16 protein-coding genes are annotated in these 20,803 nt (G+C 73.1%); 12 read left to right on the plus strand and 4 right to left on the minus strand.

Annotated elements, in window-relative coordinates:
- Position 1: 1 nt before the first annotated feature.
- A complete protein-coding gene (locus ACLQ20_RS13665; protein WP_425855772.1) occupies positions 2-2,083 on the minus strand; it encodes a glycogen debranching N-terminal domain-containing protein in 2,082 nt (693 codons plus the stop codon).
- Positions 2,076-2,447, minus strand: coding sequence for a sterol-binding protein (locus ACLQ20_RS13670; protein WP_327028473.1), 372 nt, complete (start codon positions 2,445-2,447; stop codon positions 2,076-2,078). Before ACLQ20_RS13670 ends, ACLQ20_RS13665 begins: the two co-directional genes overlap by 8 nt.
- A 196-nt stretch (positions 2,448-2,643) precedes the next feature.
- Between ACLQ20_RS13670 and ACLQ20_RS13675 the strand changes: the two genes are divergently transcribed.
- A complete protein-coding gene (locus ACLQ20_RS13675; protein WP_327028472.1) occupies positions 2,644-3,405 on the plus strand; it encodes a sulfite exporter TauE/SafE family protein in 762 nt (253 codons plus the stop codon).
- Positions 3,406-3,505: 100 nt separating this feature from the next.
- On the opposite strand, the gene ACLQ20_RS13680 is transcribed toward ACLQ20_RS13675, so the two are convergent.
- The gene (locus ACLQ20_RS13680; RefSeq protein ID WP_327028471.1) at positions 3,506-6,202 is read right to left on the minus strand and encodes a sugar-binding protein; all 2,697 of its coding nucleotides are present in this window, start codon (positions 6,200-6,202) and stop codon (positions 3,506-3,508) included.
- Between the two features lie 417 nt (positions 6,203-6,619).
- Between ACLQ20_RS13680 and ACLQ20_RS13685 the strand changes: the two genes are divergently transcribed.
- The 11 genes from ACLQ20_RS13685 (at position 6,620) to ACLQ20_RS13735 (ending at position 20,437) form a co-directional block, all read left to right on the plus strand.
- Positions 6,620-7,783 (plus strand): ROK family protein, encoded by a 1,164-nt coding sequence (locus ACLQ20_RS13685; protein WP_151454962.1) that lies wholly within the window; start codon positions 6,620-6,622, stop codon positions 7,781-7,783.
- A gap of 50 nt (positions 7,784-7,833) precedes the next feature.
- On the plus strand, positions 7,834-8,883 hold the full coding sequence (locus ACLQ20_RS13690) for an extracellular solute-binding protein (RefSeq protein ID WP_151454961.1): 1,050 nt from the start codon (positions 7,834-7,836) through the stop codon (positions 8,881-8,883).
- A gap of 95 nt (positions 8,884-8,978) precedes the next feature.
- Entirely contained in the window at positions 8,979-10,052 is a 1,074-nt protein-coding gene (locus ACLQ20_RS13695; protein WP_151454960.1) for an ABC transporter ATP-binding protein, read from the plus strand.
- A complete protein-coding gene (locus ACLQ20_RS13700; RefSeq protein WP_327028470.1) occupies positions 10,049-11,842 on the plus strand; it encodes an ABC transporter permease in 1,794 nt (597 codons plus the stop codon). The genes ACLQ20_RS13695 and ACLQ20_RS13700 overlap by 4 nt, the downstream gene beginning before the upstream one ends.
- Positions 11,839-12,771 carry a creatininase family protein gene (locus ACLQ20_RS13705; RefSeq protein WP_425855777.1) on the plus strand — a complete coding sequence of 311 codons (933 nt, stop codon included), beginning with the start codon at positions 11,839-11,841 and terminating at the stop codon, positions 12,769-12,771. Before ACLQ20_RS13700 ends, ACLQ20_RS13705 begins: the two co-directional genes overlap by 4 nt.
- Positions 12,768-13,721: an amidohydrolase family protein gene (locus ACLQ20_RS13710; RefSeq protein WP_425855779.1), complete on the plus strand. Its 954-nt coding sequence runs from the start codon at positions 12,768-12,770 to the stop codon at positions 13,719-13,721. Before ACLQ20_RS13705 ends, ACLQ20_RS13710 begins: the two co-directional genes overlap by 4 nt.
- 63 nt (positions 13,722-13,784) lie before the next feature.
- Positions 13,785-15,242 (plus strand): argininosuccinate lyase, encoded by a 1,458-nt coding sequence (locus tag ACLQ20_RS13715; RefSeq protein ID WP_425855781.1) that lies wholly within the window; start codon positions 13,785-13,787, stop codon positions 15,240-15,242.
- A 40-nt stretch (positions 15,243-15,282) separates the two neighbouring features.
- Complete coding sequence (locus ACLQ20_RS13720; protein WP_425855782.1) at positions 15,283-16,212, plus strand: ROK family protein; 930 nt, start codon at positions 15,283-15,285, stop codon at positions 16,210-16,212.
- Positions 16,213-16,483: 271 nt separating this feature from the next.
- A complete protein-coding gene (locus ACLQ20_RS13725) occupies positions 16,484-18,904 on the plus strand; it encodes a carbohydrate-binding module family 20 domain-containing protein (protein ID WP_425855784.1) in 2,421 nt (806 codons plus the stop codon).
- A 203-nt stretch (positions 18,905-19,107) separates the two neighbouring features.
- Complete coding sequence (locus tag ACLQ20_RS13730) at positions 19,108-19,752, plus strand: dihydrofolate reductase family protein (protein WP_151454955.1); 645 nt, start codon at positions 19,108-19,110, stop codon at positions 19,750-19,752.
- A gap of 124 nt (positions 19,753-19,876) precedes the next feature.
- Entirely contained in the window at positions 19,877-20,437 is a 561-nt protein-coding gene (locus tag ACLQ20_RS13735; RefSeq protein ID WP_151454954.1) for a dihydrofolate reductase family protein, read from the plus strand.
- A 30-nt stretch (positions 20,438-20,467) separates the two neighbouring features.
- Here ACLQ20_RS13735 and ACLQ20_RS13740 read toward each other — a convergent pair whose 3' ends face one another.
- Positions 20,468-20,800 (minus strand): hypothetical protein, encoded by a 333-nt coding sequence (locus ACLQ20_RS13740; RefSeq protein WP_425855930.1) that lies wholly within the window; start codon positions 20,798-20,800, stop codon positions 20,468-20,470.
- Between the last annotated feature and the right edge of the window lie 3 nt (positions 20,801-20,803).

Here is a 20,803-nt window from a genome sequence, read left to right on the forward strand (position 1 = left end):
GTCACGGGGCGGAGAGCTGCTGCGGCGCCGGCTGGTGGCCGCGTCCGCCCGCGCCGGCCGGCCCTCTGCCGTACGCGTCGAGGCGCCCCCACCGCCCGGGAATGTCGAGCAGCGCCACGAAGTCGAGACTAGCGGGCAGAGCGGGCCTGATCACGAGGTCTTCGCCGACCGGTTGCAGCCCGAGCATCGTGCGCAACAGCAGCAGGGTGGCCCCGGCGGACCACGCCTGCGGGCTGCACGCGGTGGGATAGTTGACCGGATACTTGGTCTCGGCCCGGGGGTAGCCAGCGAACGCCTCGGGCAGCCGGCCGTCGTAGAAGACCGCCGCGTCCAGGATCCCGGCGGCGATCCGGGCCGCCTCGTCGGCGTAGCCGTAGCGGCGCAGGCCCCAGGCGATGAACGAGTTGTCGAACGGCCAGATCGTCCCGACGTGGTACCCGATCGGGTTGTAGCGGCTCGCGCTCTCGGCCAGCGTGCGCACCCCCCAGCCGCTGAACAGCGCGGGCGACATCAGGTGTCGCGCCAGGGCGGCGGCCTTCGGCTCGTCGACGATGCCGCTCCACAGCAGGTGGCCGATGTTGGACGACAGCGCGTCCACCTGGCGGCCGTCACCGTCGAGCGCAAGGGCCATGTACTCGCCGTCGGCGACCCAGAAGTCGCGGTTGAAGCGCTGCCTGAGCTCGGCGGCGTCCCGTTCCAGCCGGTCCGCGTACGCCGGGTCGTCCCAGATCGTCCGGGCGAGCCGGGCGGTGCGCATCTTCGCGTCGTACGCGTACCCCTGCAACTCGCAGGTCGCCCTGGGGAAGCCGGGCAGCCGCCCGTCCTGGTACGAGATGCCGTCCCAGGAGTCCTTCCAGCACTGGTTCTCCAGGCCGTTGCGGGTGTTGCGCCGCTCGTAGGAGATGTAGCCGCTGCCCGTCAGGTCGGCATAGTGGTCGATCCAGTCGATCGCCGCCCGCGCCTCCTGTTCGACCGAGCGGACGAGCGCGGCGTCGCCGGTCCAGCGTTCGTACTCGTCGAGCAGCACCAGGAACAGGGGAGTGGCGTCGGCACTGCCGAAGTAGGGCGTGTGCGGCGTCTCCTCGAACACGCTCATCTCCCCGTACCGCATCTCGTGCAGGATCCGGCCGGGCTCCTCCTCCCGGAAGTCGTCGACCCGGCTGCCCTGCCGGAGCGCGAGCACCCTGAGGGTGGTGGCGGCGAGATCGGGCGCGAACGGCAGCGCCTGCAGGCTGGTGAGGATGCTGTCCCGGCCGAACAGGCTCATGAACCAGGGCAGGCCGGCGGCCGGCACGCTCCGGTCCTCGGCGAGGAAGGGGCTGAACCGCAGCGCGGCCAGGTCGATGAGGCTGCGCCGGTACGCGCCGCGCAGGGGCTCGAATCCGGATTCCAGCCGGGGCGCCTCCGCCAGCCAGTCCTTGAGCCGACGCTCCTTGTCCCGGCCGCGCGTCCGCCCCGGAATCGTGAGCCGTTCCAGCCCCCGCGGCATCGGGAGGTCCGGCTCCGCGGTCAGCCTGGTCCGCCACCTGCCGTGCGGTTCGAGGTGGACCGTGAACGTCAGCCCGTCCTCGTCCAGTTCCACCGGCGTCGTCGCGGAGACGATCGTCTCCCGCCTGAACCGCTCCCGCTCGTAGCCGAGGACGAGGCGCCCGTCGTCGACGCGCCGGTAGTGCCGGCCCTTCTTCCGCGCCGTCGCGTCCTTGACCTCGAAGACGTCCGCGAAGTCGGCGTCCACCTCGACCCGGACGGTCAGGTCGACCGGCTGGCCGGCATGGTTGGTGATGCTGAGTTCCTCGTGCAGGCCGGCGTCGAGCGTGTGTACCCGCCGCACGGAGAGCGTGCTGTTGACATAGACGTCCTGGTGGCCGGGGACCAGGTAGAACCGGTTCTCGAAGTAGTGGATGTCGTCGATGGCGAGGGTGCTCAACCGCTCCCCGTCGATCGTCAGCACCCACTTCGACAGCAGGCGCGTGTCGTGGGCGAAGAGGCCGAGCGGGGTGTCGGGCGACGGGACCATGTCGCCCGCCCGGTCACAGACCACGAAGGTCGTGCCGTCCAGGATGCCCACCTGGTCGTCACCCACGGCCGCCTCCGCCGTGACGCGCCGGCCGGGACGTGGGCGGCGGCGGAAACAGCTTCCGGACGGTCGCGAAGAGCCGGGGGCTGCCTGCCACGGCCGCCTCACCGCGCAGCACGGTGGTCAGGAAGTACGCCTCCCCGCTGGCGATCCGGTCGAACACCGCCCGGTCCGCCTCGACGACCGCGTCTCCGCCGGTCGCCTCCTCGGTGACCCGGATGTCGCCCTTCTCGATGGAGACCAGCCAGTGGGCGGTCCGGCCGTCGCGGCTGATGTCGAAGCGCACGCTGCCCTCGTCGATGCTCCTCAGCCGGCGGTCGTGCCCACGGCGTGCCAGGCCGTGGAAGAAATCCTGGGTGGCATCCGCCATCGCGATCCCTCCTCACCGGCCACCATTCCCCGCAGACGCCGCCACCGCCTCACCCGGAGAGGGTGAACTTCGCCGAAGCGGCCTCGCCGGGCCGCGCCCGCCGCCCGCCGGCCCCGCACCGCCCCGCCGTGGCCGCGTGGGGCGGCCCGGCCGACACCCGCCCCGCCGCCCGGCATCGCCACTAGCCTGAGACCCGATGGATCCCATCCAGGCGACGCTGCTCGTCGCCGCCGGTGTCGCCACGGGTGCCTTCAACGCGGTCGCGGGCGGCGGCTCCCTGATCGCCTTCTCGGCGCTGATCGCCGCCGGCATACCGCCGCTCACCGCCAAGCTGACCAGCACCGTCGCCGTCTTTCCCGGCAACGTGGCGAGCGTCGCCGGAGGGTACCGGGACCTGCCGCCCCGCGGCGAAGTCCGCCGCGTCCTGCCCGCAGCGGTCGTCGGTGGCGTCGTCGGCTCGGTGCTGCTGCTGGTGACGCCGAGCCGCGTCTTCGACGCGATCGTGCCGTTCCTGGTGATCGCTGCGTCGGCCGTCCTCGGTCTGCGGGGCCGGCTGGACGGCCTGGCCCGGCGCTCCATCCTGCGGCACGGGCGGAAACACCCGGCGGCCCTTCAGGTGTCCGTCGCCCTGAGCGGCGTCTACGGCGGCTACATCGGCGCGGGGTTCGGCATCGTTCTGATCGCCGGCCTGGCGCTCCTGCAGCGCGAACCGCTCACCCGGACGGTCGCCTTCAAGAACCTGCTGTCGGCCGTCATCTCGTTGACGGCGGTGGTGCTCTTCGTCCTCTTCGGCACCGTCAACTGGGCGGGGGTGGCGATCCTCGCCCCGGCCACCGTCGTCGGCGGCTACGTCGGTGCCCGGCTGCTGCGCAGACTTCCCGGCGGCCCGCTCAGGGCGGTGGTCGTCGCGTTCGGAGTGGTCTTCGGGCTGATCCTGCTGGGGCGTAACGTCCTGTAGACCGCGCCGCCGTGCCCGACCGACCGCAGGGGGACTCGGCCCAGACGACGGGACGGGCCCCCGCCATCCACGCGGATGACAGGGGCCCTTCCCGCACCGGTCAGGTCAGCGGGACCTGGCGGGCGAGCGCGGCGCCGCCGGCCTCGAAGGCCGCCAGGACCGAGGTGGGCGTGCCACCGGTCGCCGGGACCACGACGGTCACCGGGCGGCCGGAGGGCACCTGCACCGAACGCTCACCGAGCGACCGGTCGCCGTCCCAGGTGTGCAGGTACACCGTGCCGGCGCGGTCGGCCCGGACGGTCACCTGCACGCCGCCGGCCACCTGCCGCTGGCCGGTCAGCCGCAGCGCCCGCTCGGGCAGCCGGGTGACGGCGGCCGGAGCCACGCCGTCCACCGCCGACTGCGCGATGGTCTGCGGGCTGTGCACGCTACGGGCCGCCGTGTCCGGGAAGACCGGGGCACTGGGCTGCCGCTGGGCCGGGGTGAGACCGGGCAGGGTGACCAGGCCGTAGCGGTACGGGTCGGCCCGGACGCCGGTGAAGGTGGACCAGCCCAGCCGGGACTGGGAGCTGAGGTCCTGGGTGTCCGAGTCGTACACCAGCACGTTGAAGCCCATCCGCGCCGGGTCGATGGCGTCGGGCAGCACCGCGAACGGGATGCGCGCCTCGATGGTGTAGCCGGTGTACGGCGCGGTGACCTTGCTGACGACGGTCATCCCCGGGGCGGTCGTGGCGCCCGGTCCCTGCCGGTTGTCGGCGTCGCGCTGCCAGCACGGCGGGTCGCCGTTGGCGGGGTCGTCGGTGACCGGGAAGATGCCCGCCTTGAACACGGTGGAGGTGTCCGTCGAGTTCCCCTTCGGGTCGACGATGATCTCCACGCTGTCGGTGCGCCGCTGCCGCTTGCAGTCCTGTGGCACCACCTTCTTGCCGAGCACGTCGTCGGTGACCTGTACGAACACGACGAGCGCGTCCTCGGTGAAGGCGATCCGGCCGGTGGCCGAGGCGTCCTGTGGCGTGGTGGCCTGTCCCTCCCAGATGCGGGACAGGTCCAGCTCCTCGCCGGGGTACTCGCCGGGGGAGGCCACCCCGTCGACGGCGTGGTCGTGCCCGGCGTGCGGCACCTCGCTGGTCGGCACGATCTCCAGGGCGCCGGTCTCCACGGTGCTGCCGGCGGCGCTGGTGGTGGTGATGGTGATCCCGTAGTCGCCGCCGTCGCCGCCCTCGTTGGCGGTCGGCAGGCTGGCGTCGCTGTTGGTGACGGTGAAGGTGACCGCCCCGGTCGCGCCCGGCGCCAGGGCCGCGTAGCTCTTGGTCGGCGCGTCGGCGGTGAAGCCGGCCGGCAGGCCGAGGGCGACGGTGCCGCTCTGGGCGGTTTCGCCGTGGTTGCGCAGGTCGACCCGGACCGTCCGGCTCTTCCCGGAGCCGAGGGTCAGCACCGGCTTGATCAGGGTGTCCAGCTGCGGATAGCCGCTGTCGCCGGCCCAGGTGCGGAACAGCCCCACCTCGGGCAGCGGCTCCAGGGTGCCGCGCACGTCGGCGACCACCCGGACCGCGCGGTCCGTACGGCCGGTGCCCTGCCCGGTGCTCAGGGACGCGCCGACGAGGTGCTGCTCGTTGGTGTCGGCGCCGGCGGGGACGGTCACGGTGAAGGTGACGGTCCGTTCCTTGCCAGCCGGTACGGCGCCGCGCACCGCGCCGGAGCCGCTGGCGGTCCAGCCCTGCGGCAGCCGCAGGGAGACCCGGGGCGAGGTGAGGGCCCGGTTGCCCGGCGCCCGCACGTGCGCGGTGACCTCGACGCTCTGCCCGGGGGCGAGGTCGAACCGGTCGGCGGTCAGGTAGAGCTCGGTGCCCTTGGGCAGCCCGCCGGCGGCCGGGGGCAGGACCGAGCCGCGCAGGATCGCCTCGGGCGAGGTGTCCGCCGGGTCGTACGGGACACGGCTGTCGACCAGGGTGTAGAAGTCGCAGCGGATCTTGGCAGGATCGGTGGGGGCGGCGGCGGTGTTGGCCCAGCCCTGGGTCACGTAGTCCCGGCGGGCGTCGACCTCGACCTCGGCCCAGGTCTTGCCGCCGGCGCTGCGGGCGCCCTCCCAGACGCCGAACACCTGGTCGGTCGGGACGGCCGGCACGAAGCCGGTGGCGCACTGCGGCCCGGTCGTCGAGCTGCCGCTGCCGCCCGTACGCAGGAACTTTGCCGCCCGGAACGGCTTGAGCCCCTCCTTGGTGACCTGCTCCGGGAACGCCTTCGGGTCGGCGGCGGCGTGGAACGCCTCGGCGGCGAAGCGGGCGGCCTGCTGGTGGTTGCCGTGGTTGCCGGGCGTGGGCGACGGGTTCATCGTCATGACGATCTCGGGCCGGGTCTGCCGGATCACCCGGACGATCTGGGCGAGGGTGTCGTCGTGCCCCCAGATCTGCTCGGACAGGGGCGCGGACGCGGTGTACCAGAAGTCGACGCGGTCGAGGTTGTAGAGGTTCTCCACCCCGGCGCGGCCGATCGCGGTGCGTTCCTCGCGCTCGCGGATGATGCCCAGCGGCGGGCCCTCCTCCAGGCCGACGGCGTTGCCGCCGCCCTCACCGCGGGTGATGGTGACGACGCCGGCCTTGGCGCCGTGCTTCTCCTTCCACTGGCCGAGGGTGGCGAGGCTGCCGGCCTCGTCGTCGGGGTGCGCGCTGACGAAGAGGACGTCCAGGTCGACGGCGTCGGTCGGCCGGGCGTCGGGGGGTGCGGCGAGGGCCACGGCCGGTGTCCCGGACAGGGCCAGGGCGAGCGCCGTGGGTAGCAGGAACGCCTTGAGACGCATGCGGATCCTTTCGCGTGACGCGAGGTCCGGGCAGCGGCCGGCGACGTCGGACGCGGGGCGTCGACGTGGGGGTCGCGGTCGGACGGTGAGAGGGCGGGCAGGGGCGCCGGGGCACGAGGGAGCGCCGGCGTCACCTCAGGTACGCAGCGGCACGGGGGTCCGTACACACTGGAAGGCCTTCGCCCGGTGACGCTAGGGACCGGCGCGGCGGCCCGTCAATGCTTTGCAAGGTCTTTCTTTATTTGCGAAAGAAACTAACCCCCCGCCATCCGAGGTGTTGCGGGCGGTGAGTGCGCCCGTCCTTGGGCCTCCCCGAGGCCCAAGGAAGGGCGTTTCTGCTGCTCAAGAAGGAGGCCGCAAGGTAACGAGACGGTTTCGTTACTTGACTCGATAGTTCGTTCGCCGTAGGAAGGAAGTGTGACTGACGTGGTGACGCCACCAACGAGCCCGGTGAGCCGGGAGCGGTCGAAGGAGATCAAGCGGTTGTCCGTGATCTCCACCGCCCGCCAGGTGCGGGTGCTCTCCCGCGCCGAGCTGACCGAGCTCACCGGGCTGAGCCCCGCCACGCTCACCCCGCTCGTGCGCGAGCTGATCGCCGAGGGGTACCTCATCGAGCGCGGCCCGGGGACCTCCCGCACCGGCCGGCCACGGGCGATGCTGGAGTTCAACCCGCGGGCCGAGCTGGTCGCCGCCGTCTCCCTGGAGCCGTCCCGGATCAGCTGCGAGATCGCCGACAGCGACGGCGCCGTCATCGCCCACCGGGCGGTCCGGCTCGCCGGCGACATCGTCGACACCATCTGTCGCTCGGTGCCCGAACTCGCCGGCGACGGACTGCCGGCGCTGCGCGGGGTGGCCATCGCCGCGCCCGGCATCTCCACCGGCGGCGCCGTGCGCCTCGCCCCCTCGGTCGGCCTCGTCGAGGGCCGGCCGGTGGGGGAGTCGGTGCAGCGGCGGCTCGGGGTGCCGGTGGTGGTGGACAACGACGTGAACCTGATGGCGGCCGGCGAGCACGCCGTCGGCGCGGGCAGCGACGTCGCCGACCTGCTGCTGCTGCACGTGGCCGACGGCATCGGCGCCGGCCTGGTGCTCGACGGGCAGGTCCGCCGGGGCGCCGGCGGGGCCGCCGGCGAGGTCGGCTTCCTGCCACTGGACCCGACCGACCGGGGTCACGACGGGATCGGTCCGTTCGAGGCCCGCTGGTCGGAGAACGCCATCGCCGAGCGGATGGTGGCCCTGGCCCCCGGGCGGCGGCCGGACTCGCCGGTGGCCGACCTGGTGGCGCTGGCGGCCATCGACGACCGGGCCGCCGCCTACCTGGACGACGTGCTCGCGGCCTGGTCGCGGCTCATCGTCTCCTGCGTCTGCGTCGTCGACCCCGGGCGGGTGCTGCTCAGCGGGGCCGCCGCCCACCTCGACGACGCCGCCGTCGACCGGCTCCAAACGCTGGTCACCGCCGCCGCGCCGAGCAGCACCGAGGTGCGCCGGGCCGTGCTCGGCGACCGGGCGGTGCTGCACGGGGCGGTCAGCTACGCCCTCTCCGCGGCTGCCGCCGGCATGCCGACACTGCTGCCGACTCCTTGACCACACACCACGCACACCGCAGTTCCCCCCACACCCCTCGGAGGTACCCCATGAGACGTCGACTTCTCCTCGCCGGTGCGCTCGCCACCGTGCTCGCCGCCGGCACCGCCTGCGGCGGCGGCGGTGGTGACGACACGGCCGGCGGCGCGAGCGCCGAGAAGCTGACCATCTACACGGCCCGCGACAAGAAGGTCTCCACCTACGTGGTGGACCAGTTCACCGCCAAGTACCCCGAGTACAAGGGCAAGGTCGAGATCCTCAACCTGGGCGCCCAGGAGATCCTGGAGCGGGTCCGGGCGGAGAAGGCGAACCCGCAGGCCGACGTCTGGTGGGGCGGCACCCAGCAGGGGCTCTCCGCCGGTGCCGGCGAGGACCTGCTGACCTCCTGGCAGCCGGCGTTCGCCGCGAAGATGGACCCGAAGTACAAGGACGCCGAGGGCCGCTGGTTCGGGGAGATCCTGCTCCCCGAGGTCATCATGTACAACAACAAGGCGCTCACCCCGGAGCAGGCCCCGAAGGACTGGGACGACCTGCTGAAGCCGGAGTGGAAGGACAAGATCATCATCCGGGACGTGGCCGCGTCCGGCACGATGCGGTCGATCTACGCCGCCATGATCATGCGGCAGTCCCCGGACGGCAGCAACCCGCAGCCCGGCTACGACTGGCTCAAGAAGCTCGACGCCAACACCGGCGCGTACGCGGCCAACCCGACCGACCTCTACCTGAAGCTCTCCCGCCAGCAGGGTGTGCTCAGCGCCTGGAACCTCCAGGACGTCCTGCTCCAGGCCAACCAGTCGAACATGCCGTTCGGCTACGTGATGCCCGCCTCCGGCGCCCCGGTGCTGGTCGACGGCATCGCCGCGGTCAAGGGCGGCAACACCACCGGCGCCCAGAAGTTCATGGAGTTCCTCTTCGACGACAAGCTCCGCGCCGACCTGGCCAAGGACTACTACCAGATCCCGGCCGTGGACATCGCCGAGAAGCCGGAGTGGCTGGCCCAGCTCGGCCTCAAGCCGCTGGACGTCAACTGGGACGTGATCGGCAAGAACGAGACCGAGTGGATCAACCACTGGAACGGCCAGATCAAGAACAAGGGCTGACCGCCCGGGCGTCCCGGGGGCGGGCCCGTCCCGCCCCCGCGCCCCCCCATCCTGACGACCGTCCAGGTCCGGTACCGCACGAAGGAGAGGACCTCATGATCGATGTCACGCTCGAGTCGGTGAGCAAGCGCTTCGCGCGCGGCGGCGACACCGCGGCCGTGGACGACGTCGACATCACCATCGCCGCCGGGGAGTTCTTCACGCTGCTCGGCCCGAGCGGCTGCGGCAAGACCACCACCCTGCGCATGGTGGCCGGGTTCTACTTCCCCACCTCCGGCCGGATCCGGTTCGGCACCGAGGACGTCACCCGCCGGCCGCCGAACAAGCGCGACACCGGCATGGTGTTCCAGAACTACGCCCTCTTCCCGCACATGAGCGTGGCGCAGAACGTCGCGTACGGCCTGAAGATCCGCAAGGTCGGGCGGGTCGAGGCGCGGCGGCGGGTCGAGGAGGCGCTCGGCCAGGTGCACCTCGCCGGCTACGGCGACCGGCGCATCGACGAACTCTCCGGCGGCCAGCAGCAGCGCGTCGCCCTGGCCCGGGCGCTGGTGATCCGGCCCCGCACCCTGCTGCTCGACGAGCCGCTGTCGAACCTCGACGCCAAGCTGCGCGAGGAGACCCGGGTCGAGATCCGCCGCATCCAGCGCGAGGCCGGCACCACCTCCATCTACGTCACCCACGACCAGGCCGAGGCGATGGCCATGTCGGACCGGATCGCGGTCATGCAGTCCGGCCGGGTGCAGCAGATCGGCGCCCCGCAGGAGATCTACCACCGCCCGGCGACCAGCTTCGTGGCCCGCTTCATCGGCCGCAGCAACGTGCTCACCCTGCCGGTGGTCGCCGCCGACGCGCAGAGCGTCACCGTGGGGCTGCCTGCCGGCGGCGAGATCACCGCGCCCGCCCCGACCGACCACGGCCTGCGCCAGGGCGACACCGCGTCGGTGTCCGTCCGGCCCGAGCACATCGGGCTGACCTCGGCCACCGAGGCGGGCGCGCTGCCCGGCCGCGTCACGGAGGTGGAGTTCACCGGCATGGCGACCAACCTCGTGGTCGACGTGGCCGGCGAGCCCGTGCAGGTCGCCGCGATCGACGTGCCGGCCGGGATCGCCGCCGGCGACCAGGTCGGGCTGCGGCTGAACCGGGAGCGGATGTGGGTGGTGCGCCCGTGAGCACCCTCCCCGCCACCCCCAGCCCGGCGACCGTCGCGCCGATCACCGGCGAGCCGACGCCGCCGCGCGGCCCGCGCCGCCGGCTCGCCGAGCGGTTCGCCGGGGGCACCGGCTCGCGCTGGTTCCCGTACGTCCTGGTCTTCCCGCTCGCCCTGATCCTCTTCGGGTACGTGGTGCAGCCGATGTTCGCCACCTTCGCCGAGAGCGTCGGCGTGGACGGCGTGGAGAACTACGGCAGCTTCGTCACCGGCGGCGGGGTCGCCCGGTCCTCCCTGGTCACCTCGCTGATCATCTCCGCGGCCAGCGTGCTGCTCTGCGGCGTCGTCGGCGTGGCGATGGCCTTCCTGCTCAAGCGCTTCTCGTTCCCCGGCCGCAAGCTGATCGAGGCGATCATCCTGGTGCCGGCGGCGCTGCCGCCGCTGATCGGGGCGATCTCGTTCCAGCTGCTCTACAGCGAGACCGGGATCCTGCCGCGCGGCCTCCAGCAGCTCTTCGGCGCCGAGAACCCGGTGCTGCCGTTCAGCGGCATCGCGGGCGTGCTGGTCGTGCACACGTTCACCATGTACCCGTACTTCTACCTGTCCGCCTCGGCCGCGCTGTCGGGCATGGACCCGTCGGTGGAGGAGGCGGCGTACAACCTGGGCGCCGGCCGGGTCCGCGTGTGGCGCACGGTGCTGCTGCCGATGCTCACCCCGGCGCTGGTCTCCGCCTCGCTGCTGGTCTTCATGACCTCGCTGGCGTCGTACACCGCCCCGCTGCTGTTCGGGGTGGACCAGACGATGACCATGCAGATCTACATCAACCGCACCAACGGCGACCTGCCGATGGCCTCCACGTACGCCTCGGTGCTCGGCGTGGTCTCGGTGCTGTTCCTACTCGGCATGCGCTGGTACGAGGGGCGGCGCAGCTACCGCTCCCAGTCCAAGGGCGTCGCCGCGCACCGGCGCGAGATCACCAACCCGCTGGGCAAGTGGCTCGCCCTGGCCGCCTCGGTCCTGGCCACCGCGGTCCTGCTCGCGCCGGTGGCGACCATCGCCCTGGTCGCGTTCTCCGAGGACGGCTCCTGGACCACCGAGGTCATCCCGGCGGCGTACACCACGCAGAACTTCGTCACGATCTTCTCCGACCCGGCGGCGTTCCAGCCGATCCTCAACTCGTTGCAGATGAGCCTCATCGCCACCGTCGCCTGCGTCGTCGTCGGCGTGCTCATCGCGTACGCGGTACGCCGGCTGGACTTCCGCGGCCGGGGACTGCTGGACGTGGCGGTCATGCTGGCCTGGGCGCTGCCCGGCACGGTGGTGGCGATCAACCTGATCTCGGCGTTCAGCACGGGCAACGCGTTCAGCTTCGGACAGGTGCTGATCGGCACCTTCTGGATCATGCCGCTGGCGTACTTCGTGCGGTTCCTGCCGCTGGTGTTCCGGTCCAGCTCGGCCACCCTGGCGCAGATCGACCCGTCGCTGGAGGAGGCCGCGCGCAACCTGGGCGCGTCCTGGTGGCGGGCGTTCGGCACGGTCACCCTGCGGCTGATGCTGCCCGGCGTGGTGGCCGGCGCGCTGCTCGCCTTCGTGCACGGCGTCGGCGAGTTCGTCGCCTCCGTGCTGATCTACACCTCCGAGACCGCGCCGATCTCCGTCGAGATCAACAACCGGATGTACTCGTTCGAGGTCGGCACCGCCGCCGCGTACGGCATGCTCCAGGTTGTCCTGATCTTCGTGGTGATGGTGGTCTCCGGTCGCCTGGAGGGCGGCCGGCGCTCCAGTCGGGAGGCGGCCAAGTGGACGGCGTGAGCGCGGCCTGGCCGACGGGCGGCGGGCTGGTCCCCGCCGCCCGGATCCCCGGCGGGGAACTCGCGGCGGTCGCCGAAGCGGCGGACTTCGCGGTGCTCCCGGTCGGCGCGGTCGAGTGGCACGGCCCGCACCTGCCGCTCGGCACCGACCTGATCCTCGCCGAGGGCTTCGCCGCCGAGAGCGCGATCCCCGGCGGCGACGGCGCGGCGGCGCCCGGCGACGGCGGCGCGACTCCGGCCGGCGATCGGGCCACGGCGGCGGGCCCGCGCGGGGTGCTCTTTCCCGCCGTGCCGTACGCCGCCTGCCCCGGCCAGACCCGGCCGTGGCCCGGCACGGTGTCGATCCGGCCCGAGATCGCGGTCGGCTACCTCGCCGACGTGATCGAGGGGATCGTGGCCGCCGGCTTCCCCCGCCTGCTGATCGTCAACGGACACGACGCGAACATGTCGACCGTCCGCGCCGCCATGGAGTGGGTCTCCGGGCGGCGCACGGCGAGCCTGCTGCTGGTCAACTGGTTCCAGCTGGTCACCCCGGCCGAGACCGCCGAGCTGTACGGGCCGCTGCCGTCGCGCGGCCACGGCGGGGCGTACGAGACCTCCGGGGTGCTCGGCTTCGACCCCGACGCGGTCCGCCTCTACGCGGTCGCCGACCTGCCGCCGAAGCCGAAGCTGCCGGTGACCCACCCGTACGTGCTGGTGGAGTCCCGGCCCGACCCGTGGCAGGGCTGGTCCGGGCACATCTCGCTGGCCGGCGAGGAGGCGGGCCGCCGCGTCCGGCAACTCGCCGGGACGCGGCTGCGCGAGGTCGTCGCCGCCTGGGTGGCCGCCCCGCCGCCCGCCCCGCCCACCGACGCCCCGCTGCCCGCCGAAGTGGCACCGGCCGCGGACGCGCCGTCGGCCGGCGGGCCCGAGCCCGAGGAGGCACCGTGACCGTCGACCGTGGACTGGACGTCGTCGACTTCCACCTGCACTTCCGCATCGGCGCCGACGAGACGATCCGGGCCTGCGAGCACGCCGCCGACATGCACCCCGGCGGCGAGCACGGGCGGGCGGTCCGCGCCGCCGCTTCCGCCCCGTACGCGCGGCAGTGGCGGCAGGCGTGGGGCTTTCCCGACCCGGAGCCGCCCGCCGAGCGCTGGCAGGACGAGGCGGACCGCTGGGCCGAGGAGCTGCGCGCGGTGAACGTGCGCCGGGCGGTCTTCGTCACCGGCGGCGGCAACGACACCGTCGCCGACGTGGTGGACCGCCACCCCGACCTGCTGCTCGGCTTCGCCCACCACGACCCGTACGGGGCGGACGCCGCCGCCGAGCTGGAACGCGCCGTCACCGAGCGCGGCCTGCGCGGGCTGAAGCTCTTCGCCCCGCTGCTGCGCGGCCCGCTCGACGACGAGTCCCTCGACCCGCTCTGGGGCGCCGCCCAGCGCCTCGGCGTGCCCGTGCTGATCCACATCGGACACTACGGCAGCGCCGGCGGCCTGTCCCACGGCCGGTACGGGGGCCCGGACGAGCTGGCCCGGATGGCCCGCCGCTTCCCCGAGCTGGCCGTGGTGGTGCCGCACTTCGGCGTCCAGCACGTGCAGGACCTGCTCTTCGCCGCGTGGGGCTGCCCGAACATCCACGTCGACACCTCCGGGTCGAACCAGTGGGTGCGCTGGATGCCGTACAAGCTGACGCTGGCCGAGCTGTTCCGGCGCTGCTACGAGACCATCGGCCCGCACCGGATCGTGTTCGGCAGCGACTCGTCGTGGTTCCCGCGCGGGTACGTCACCCGCTACCTCGACGACCAGCTGCGGATCTGCCGCGAGCTGGGGCTGCCCGACGACCACCTACGCGCGATCTTCGCCGGGAACGCCGAGCGCCTGCTCGGCCTGGACGACTGACCGGCTGACGCCCGGGAGCGGCGCGCGACGCCGAGCCCGGCACGGAAGGAAGTAGAGACCGTCATGAGCACACCCGCGCTGACCACCTATCAGCGGCACCACCTCCGGCCGACCTACGACCACCACGTCGGGTACCTCTTCCCGGCGATGGTGCGGGCCAGCCAGGCCCACGTGGTGATGCTGGTCGAGCAGGGGCTGGTGCCCGCCGAGCGGGGCGCCCGGCTGCTGCGCGGGCTGGCCGAGCTGCGCGCCGACACCTCCGGCGCGCCGGAGTTCGACGGCACCTTCGAGGACACCTACTACCTGATGGAGAAGCGGCTGGCGCAGGCGTGCGGCATCCCCACCTCCGAGCTCGACGTGCAGATGGCCCGCAGCCGCAACGACCTCGACGCCGGGGTGTTCCGGATGCTGCTGCGCGAGCAGCTCCTCGGCGTGCTCGACCGGGTGCTCGCCGCCGGCGCGACCGCACTGGACTCCGCGCACCGGTACGCCGACGTGGTGATCACCGGCTACACCCACCGCCGGCCGGCGCAGCCCACCACCATCGGGCACGCCCTCGCCGGCTACGCCGAGGCCCTCGCCGGGGAGGCCGTCGCCTACGCCGAGCTGATCGACCAGCTCAACGTCTCGCCGCTGGGCTCCTGCGCCTTCGCGGGCACCGACCTGGACATCGCCCCCGCCCGGGTGGCCGAGCTGCTCGGCTTCGACGGCCTGGTCACCAACTCGTACGAGGCGGTGGCCGGCGCCGACCACCTCGTGCGGGTCGGCACCCTCAACGCCCAGGCCCTTGCGACCGGCGCCCGGCTGGCCCGCACCCTCATGGACTGGCTGAGCTGGCGCTGGGTGAGCACGCCCGGCGACTTCACCCAGGGCAGCAGCATCATGCCGCAGAAGCGCAACCCGGTGGTGCTGGAGCACCTCGTCTCGATGGCCGGCGCCACCGCCGCCGACGCCGCCAGCGTGCTCAACAACGTCGGCGCCGCCTGGTGGGAGGACTCCAACAACGCCACCACCGACGTGCAGGTGCGGCTCTGGGAGAGCAACGACCGCACCGACCGGTTCTTCGCCCTGCTCGGCGGCTTCCTCGCCGAGATCGAGCCGCTGGAGCCGCCGTCGGCCGAGGAGATCGTCGCCTCCGGCGCCACCACCACCGCCGCGGCCGACGCGCTGACCCGGCACGGGGTGCCGTTCCGGGCCGCTCACTCGGTCGTCGGCCGACTGGTCCGGGGCGGGGCCCCGGCCACCTGGACCGCGCAGACCGTCCGGGCGGCGGCGGAGGGGATCGCCGACGAGCTCGACGACGACGCTGTCGCCGACCTGATCGCCGCCGCCGTACGTCCGGAACTGGTGCTCGACCGCGCCCAGGTGGACGGCCCCGGCGCGGACGCGGTGCGGGCCCAGGTGGCGGTGCTGCGCGGCACGTTCGACGCCGTCGCCGGCCGGCTGGCCGCCGTCCGCGACCGCCTCGCCGCCGCCGACGAGGCGCTGGACGCGGTCGCCGCGCAGGGGGCGGCCCGATGAGCGCGCGGGACGCGGCGGCCGGGGGCGTGGAGGTGGTCCGGTGAGCGTGCGACTCGCCGGCCGGGCCGCCCAGTCCGCGTCGCCGGCCGGTGACGCGGGCGTGCTGCTCGGCATCGACTTCGGCGGCACCAAGATGGCGGTCGGGGTGGCCGACGGCGAGGGCCGGCTGCTGGCCCGCGAGCGGGTGCCGACCTACGCCGAGCGGGGTGCCCCGCAGGCCCTGGACCGCGCCCTGGAGCTGGCCGCGAAGCTGGTGGGGGAGGTCGGCGCGCCGGTCGCGGCGGCCGGGATCGCCTCGCCCGGCGTGGTCCGCTCCGACGGCATCGACCTGGCGCCGAACGTGCCCGGCTGGGACGGGCTGCGCCTGGCCGACGCGGTCCGGGACCGCCTGGCGGTGCCGGCGGTGGCGGTCGACAACGACCTGAACGCCGCCGCCCTGGCCGAGCTGCGGCTCGGCGCGCTCCGCGACGCCGACCCCGGCCTGGTGGTGGGCCTGGGCACCGGCGTGGCGGCGGCGGTCACGGTCCGCGGGTCGGTGCTGGCCGGCCACCACGGGGCGGCCGGCGAGATCGGGTACGCCGTGGCCGGTGGCCCGTGGCCGGGCACGATGCTGGAGCTGGGCTTCTCCGGCCGGGCGCTGGACCGGCTCGCCGAGTCGCTCGGCGTGCCGGGCGGGGCACGGGGGCTGGCCGCCGCCGCCGAGCGGCCCGGCCCGTCCCGGGACGCGCTGACCGCCCGCGCCGACGAGCTGGCCCGGCACCTGGTCACCTGCTGCCTGCTGCTCGACCCGCAGCGGGTGGTGCTGGTCGGCGGGGTGGCCGGCAACGCGTTGATCCGCGGCCTGCTGGGGGAGCGGATGGCGGCGGTCCTTCCGTACCCGCCGGAGGTGGTGCTGTCGCGGTTCGCCGACGACGCCGCGTTGCTCGGCGCGGTCATCCTCGCCCGCGAGGCGGTGCCGACCCCCCGCTGACCGGCCCGGCCGGCGCCGCCGTCGGGCCCGGCGGCCCTTGCAAGGACTTGCAGAGCACGAAGCCGACGATCCACCATGGATCGTCGGCTTCGTGGCTTTTGGGGGCTATGGACGAGACCTGTCGGGGCCCGTCGGCAATGTTGCCATGAAATTTCGAGAAGTTTGCTGCAAGGTATTGCAGGGCCTGCTGTCGATCGAGCATTGTCTTTGCTACCCGGACGGCCGTCCTCTCGTCAGTGCCTCTTCGTCCCCGGAAGTAGGTCCTTCTGTCATGGCACGATCGACACCGCCCCTGCGCGCCCGCATCTCCCGCCTGCTCCTCGCCGCCGCCGTCGTCGCGTCCGGCGCCACCCCGCTCGTGGCGACCGCCGCCGCGCCCGCCCGCGCCGCCGTCGCCCTCAACGACAGCGAGGTGACGGCCAACCTGTGGGAGTGGAACTGGAACTCGGTCGCCGCGGCCTGCACCGACCACCTCGGCCCCGCGGGCTACGGCGCCGTCCAGGTCGCGCCGCCCCAGGAGTCGGTGAGCCTGCCCAACAGCGCCGACGGGGCGCACCCCTGGTACGAGGTGTACCAGCCCGTGTCCTACAAGCTCGACAGCCGGTTCGGTAACCGCCAGCAGTTCGCCGCCATGGTCACGGCGTGCCACGCCGCCGGCGTGCGCGTCTACGTCGACGCGGTCGTCAACCACATGGCCGGCGTCAACAACGCGGCCGGCACCGTCGGCTACGCCGGCACCACCTTCACCGGCTACGACTACCCGGCGGTGCCGTACGGCCACGGCGACTTCCACCACCCCGGCGACAACTGCCCGACCTCCGGCGGCATCACCGACTGGAACAACGAGTCCCAGGTGACCAGCTGCGAGCTGCTCTCCCTGTCCGACCTGTACACCGAGAAGGAGCAGGTCCGCAACAAGATCGCCGCGTATCTCAACGACCTCATCGGACTGGGCGTGGACGGGTTCCGCGTCGACGCGGTCAAGCACGTCAAGAAGGCCGACTTCGCGGCCATCCTCGGCAAGCTGAACAACACCGTCGCGGAGAACAAGCGCCCGTACGTCGCCCAGGAGATCTTCGACGGCGCCTCCAACGACGCGCTCAAGGCGCGGGCGTTCATCGGCAACGGCGACGTGCTCGACTTCGGGTACGCCAAGGGCCTGCGCTCCAGCTTCCAGGGCTCCATCGCGAACCTCGCCAACGTTCCCAACTGGAACCTCGACGCGCCCAGCGCCAACGTCTTCGCCATGGTCACCAACCACGACCTCGAACGCGACGGGGTGGTGCTGTCCTACAAGAACGGCAGCGACTACACCCTGGCCAACTACTTCGCGTTGGCGTACCCGCACGGTAAGCCCTCGGTCTACGACAGCTTCACCTGGTCGAACCGCAACGAGTCGCCGCCGGCCACCGGCAGCGGCCACGTGACCGACACCGTCTGCGGCGGCGCCTGGACCTGCCTGACCCGGTCCACCGGGATCAAGGGCATGGTCGGCTGGGCCAACACCGCCCGCAACGTCAAGACCATCTCGGACTTCACGGTCGTCAACAGCAACGTCATCGGCTTCCACCGGGGCGATCGCGGGTGGATCGGCATCAACGACTCCGCCGCCGCCAGCACCGCCCAGTTCGTCACCGGCCTCGCCGACGGCGCGTACTGCGACGTCATCTCCGGCGCCGCCACCGCCGCCGGGTGCACCGACGCCACGGTCACCGTGACCGGCGGCCGGGCCACCGTCACCATCCCCGCCAACGGCGCCATCGCCATCCACGCCAACGCCCGGGGCGGCCCCGCCGCGAAGGTGGCCACCACGTTCACCGCCACCGCCGCGCTGCCCGCCGACCGCACGCTGCACCTCGTGGGCGACACCCCCGCGCTCGGCAACGGCAACCCGGCCAGCTCCGTGCCGCTCACCCGCACCGCCACCGGCTCCTGGACCACTACCGTCGACCTGCCGGCGGCCACCGCCGTCTCCTACCGGTACCTGGTCAAGAGCGGAACCACGGTGGTCGAGCAGGAGGCCGCCAGCCGCACCTTCACCACCCCCGCCGGCGGTACGACGACCCGGACCGACGCCTACGTGCCGGGGCCCGTGGGGGACACCGTCGCCACGACCTTCACCGTCACCGCCACCGTGGCCGCCGGCCAGGAGGTCTACGTCGTCGGCGGCGTCCCGGCGCTGGGCAACTGGGCGCCGGCGAACGCGGTGCGGCTACCCGCCGCCGGCGGGGTGTTCCGCGGCGTGGTCGACCTGCCCCGGTCCGCCACCGTCGAGTACAAGTTCGTCAAGAAGACCGCGGCCGGGGTCGTCACCTGGGAGTCCGGCGCGAACCGGAGCCTCACCACCCCGGCGGGCGGCACCCACACCGTCACCGAGACCTTCCGCGGCGACACCGCCGGACCGGTCGCCACCGCCTTCCACGCCACCGCCACCACCTCATTCGGCCAGAACGTGTACGTCGTCGGCAACCTGCCCGCCCTCGGCGGCTGGAACCCCGCGAACGCCGTCGCGCTCTCCCCGGCCGACTACCCGATCTGGCGGGCCACCGTCAGCCTGCCGCCGAACACCGCCGTCGAGTACAAGTACCTGAAGAAGAACGCCGACGGCTCCGTCACCTGGGAGTCCGGCGGCAACCGGAGCTTCACCACCCCGGCGGGCGGCACCCACACCCGCACCGACACCTGGCGCTGACGCCACCGGTGGCCGGCCCCGACGGGGCCGGCCACCCGGCCGTCCGGGCCGCGCGTCGCCCGACGAGGGCGACGAGCTGCCCGCCGTCCGCGAGATCTTCGCTCGGCACGCCGCAGGGCGCGCGGTCACCCGTCCAGACCCGGTCCGTGACCTATCGTGAGTGCCGAGTGCCGGATCCAACACCAACTTACCGGGGGTGGGACGTGGGCCTGATCCACATCGAACTGTTCGCGACCCTCGACCTCGTCGGGCAGGCGCCCGGTGGCCCCGACGAGGACCCGGTGGGGTTCCCGTTCGGCGGCTGGCAGGCGCCCCTGCTGGACGCGGTCTCCGGGGCGCAGGTCGGTGCCGCCTACGAGGGCACCGACGCCCTCCTGCTCGGCCGGCGGACGTACGACATCTTCGCCGCCTACTGGCCGCACCAGGAGGGCGGCGAGGACGACGAGATCGCCACGCTCTTCAACCGGGTCCCGAAGTACGTGGCCTCCCGCGGCAGGCCCGACCTCTCGTGGGCCGGGTCCACGCAGCTCGGCCCGGATCTGGCCGCCGCGGTACGCGAGATCCGCGACCGGCACGAACACGTGAAGGTCGTCGGGAGCCTGGACCTGGTGCAGACCCTCCTGCGCGAGAAGCTCTTCGACCGTCTCGACCTCTGGGTGCACCCGATCGTGCTCGGCGTCGGGAAGAAGGTGTTCGACGGTGGCGCGGTGCCCACGAACGTCACCCTGCTCGAACCGCCGGTGGCCGGCCCGAAGGGCACCGTCTACCTGCGCTACGGGCTCGCCGACGGCACGCCCGCGACGGGGGACATGAGCGCGCCCGATCGCGGTGCCGGACGCGACGACTGAAGCCGCCCGGTAGGCGGGCCGGGAGGTGGCCCGGACGGGCCGCCAGATTGTCGGGCCCCCGTCTCATACTGGGCCACCTGACTGCTGACGGTCGCATGCCACGACCCGACCCCTAGGCGGAGAGATGGCCAAGCTGATCAACACCGACATCGTGTCCCTCGACGGCTACGTCAACGACGAGAACGGCAAGTTCGGCTGGAGCGAGCCGGTCGAGGAGGTGCACCGCTTCCTCAACGACCTGGACCGGGGCATCGGCACCCACCTGTACGGCCGCCGGCTCTACGACGTGATGTCCTATTGGGAGACCGCGCACGAGCAGCCCGGCCACCCCGACTACATCCTCGACTACAGCGAGATCTGGCGCTCCGCCGACAAGATCGTGTATTCGTCCACGCTGGAGGAGCCGCGCAGCGCCCGCACCCGCATCGAGCGCACGTTCGACCCGGAGGCGGTCCGCGCGCTCAAAGAGTCCGCCACGCGCGACCTGGCGATCGGCGGAGCCAACCTGGCCGCCCAGGCCCACCGGGCCGGCCTGGTCGACGAGATCTGCCTCATCATCTGCCCGGTGCTCGTCGGCGGTGGCACGCGCGCTCTCCCCGACCGCGTCCGCCGCAACCTGACCCTGCTCGACCAGCACACCTTCTCGCAGGGCACGATCTTCGCGCGTTACCGCGTGGACGGCTGACCGGCGTCACCGGCACTGCTACGACACTGCCTAGGCTGCCGACGCCGCCCGCGGGTCGTTCGGCCGGATGCGCTGCGTCAACCCGGGCACCGAGAGGTCGGAGCGGCCCTGGCCGCCCGCCGGCCGTGTCGCGTGCGGCGCCGGCTGCCCGGAGTCGGTGCGGGCCATGCGCAGGGCGCGCTGGGCGTTGTTCCAGGCCGGGCAGGGCCAGGCCTGGCCCGCGCAGAGCAGGTTGCGGCAACCACCGTCCCCGTCCGGCTCGTGGGCGTCGGCCACGTCCAGGGCGAGCTTCCACAGCAGCGGGTCGGTCACCTCGGCGGGACGGTCTGCCTGACGGTCGGACCGAGCGGTGGTGTCGGACACGAG

Origin of the sequence: Micromonospora sp. DT46, from assembly GCF_049841735.1 — a bacterium.
Taxonomy (GTDB): Bacteria; Actinomycetota; Actinomycetes; order Mycobacteriales; family Micromonosporaceae; genus Micromonospora; species Micromonospora reichwaldensis.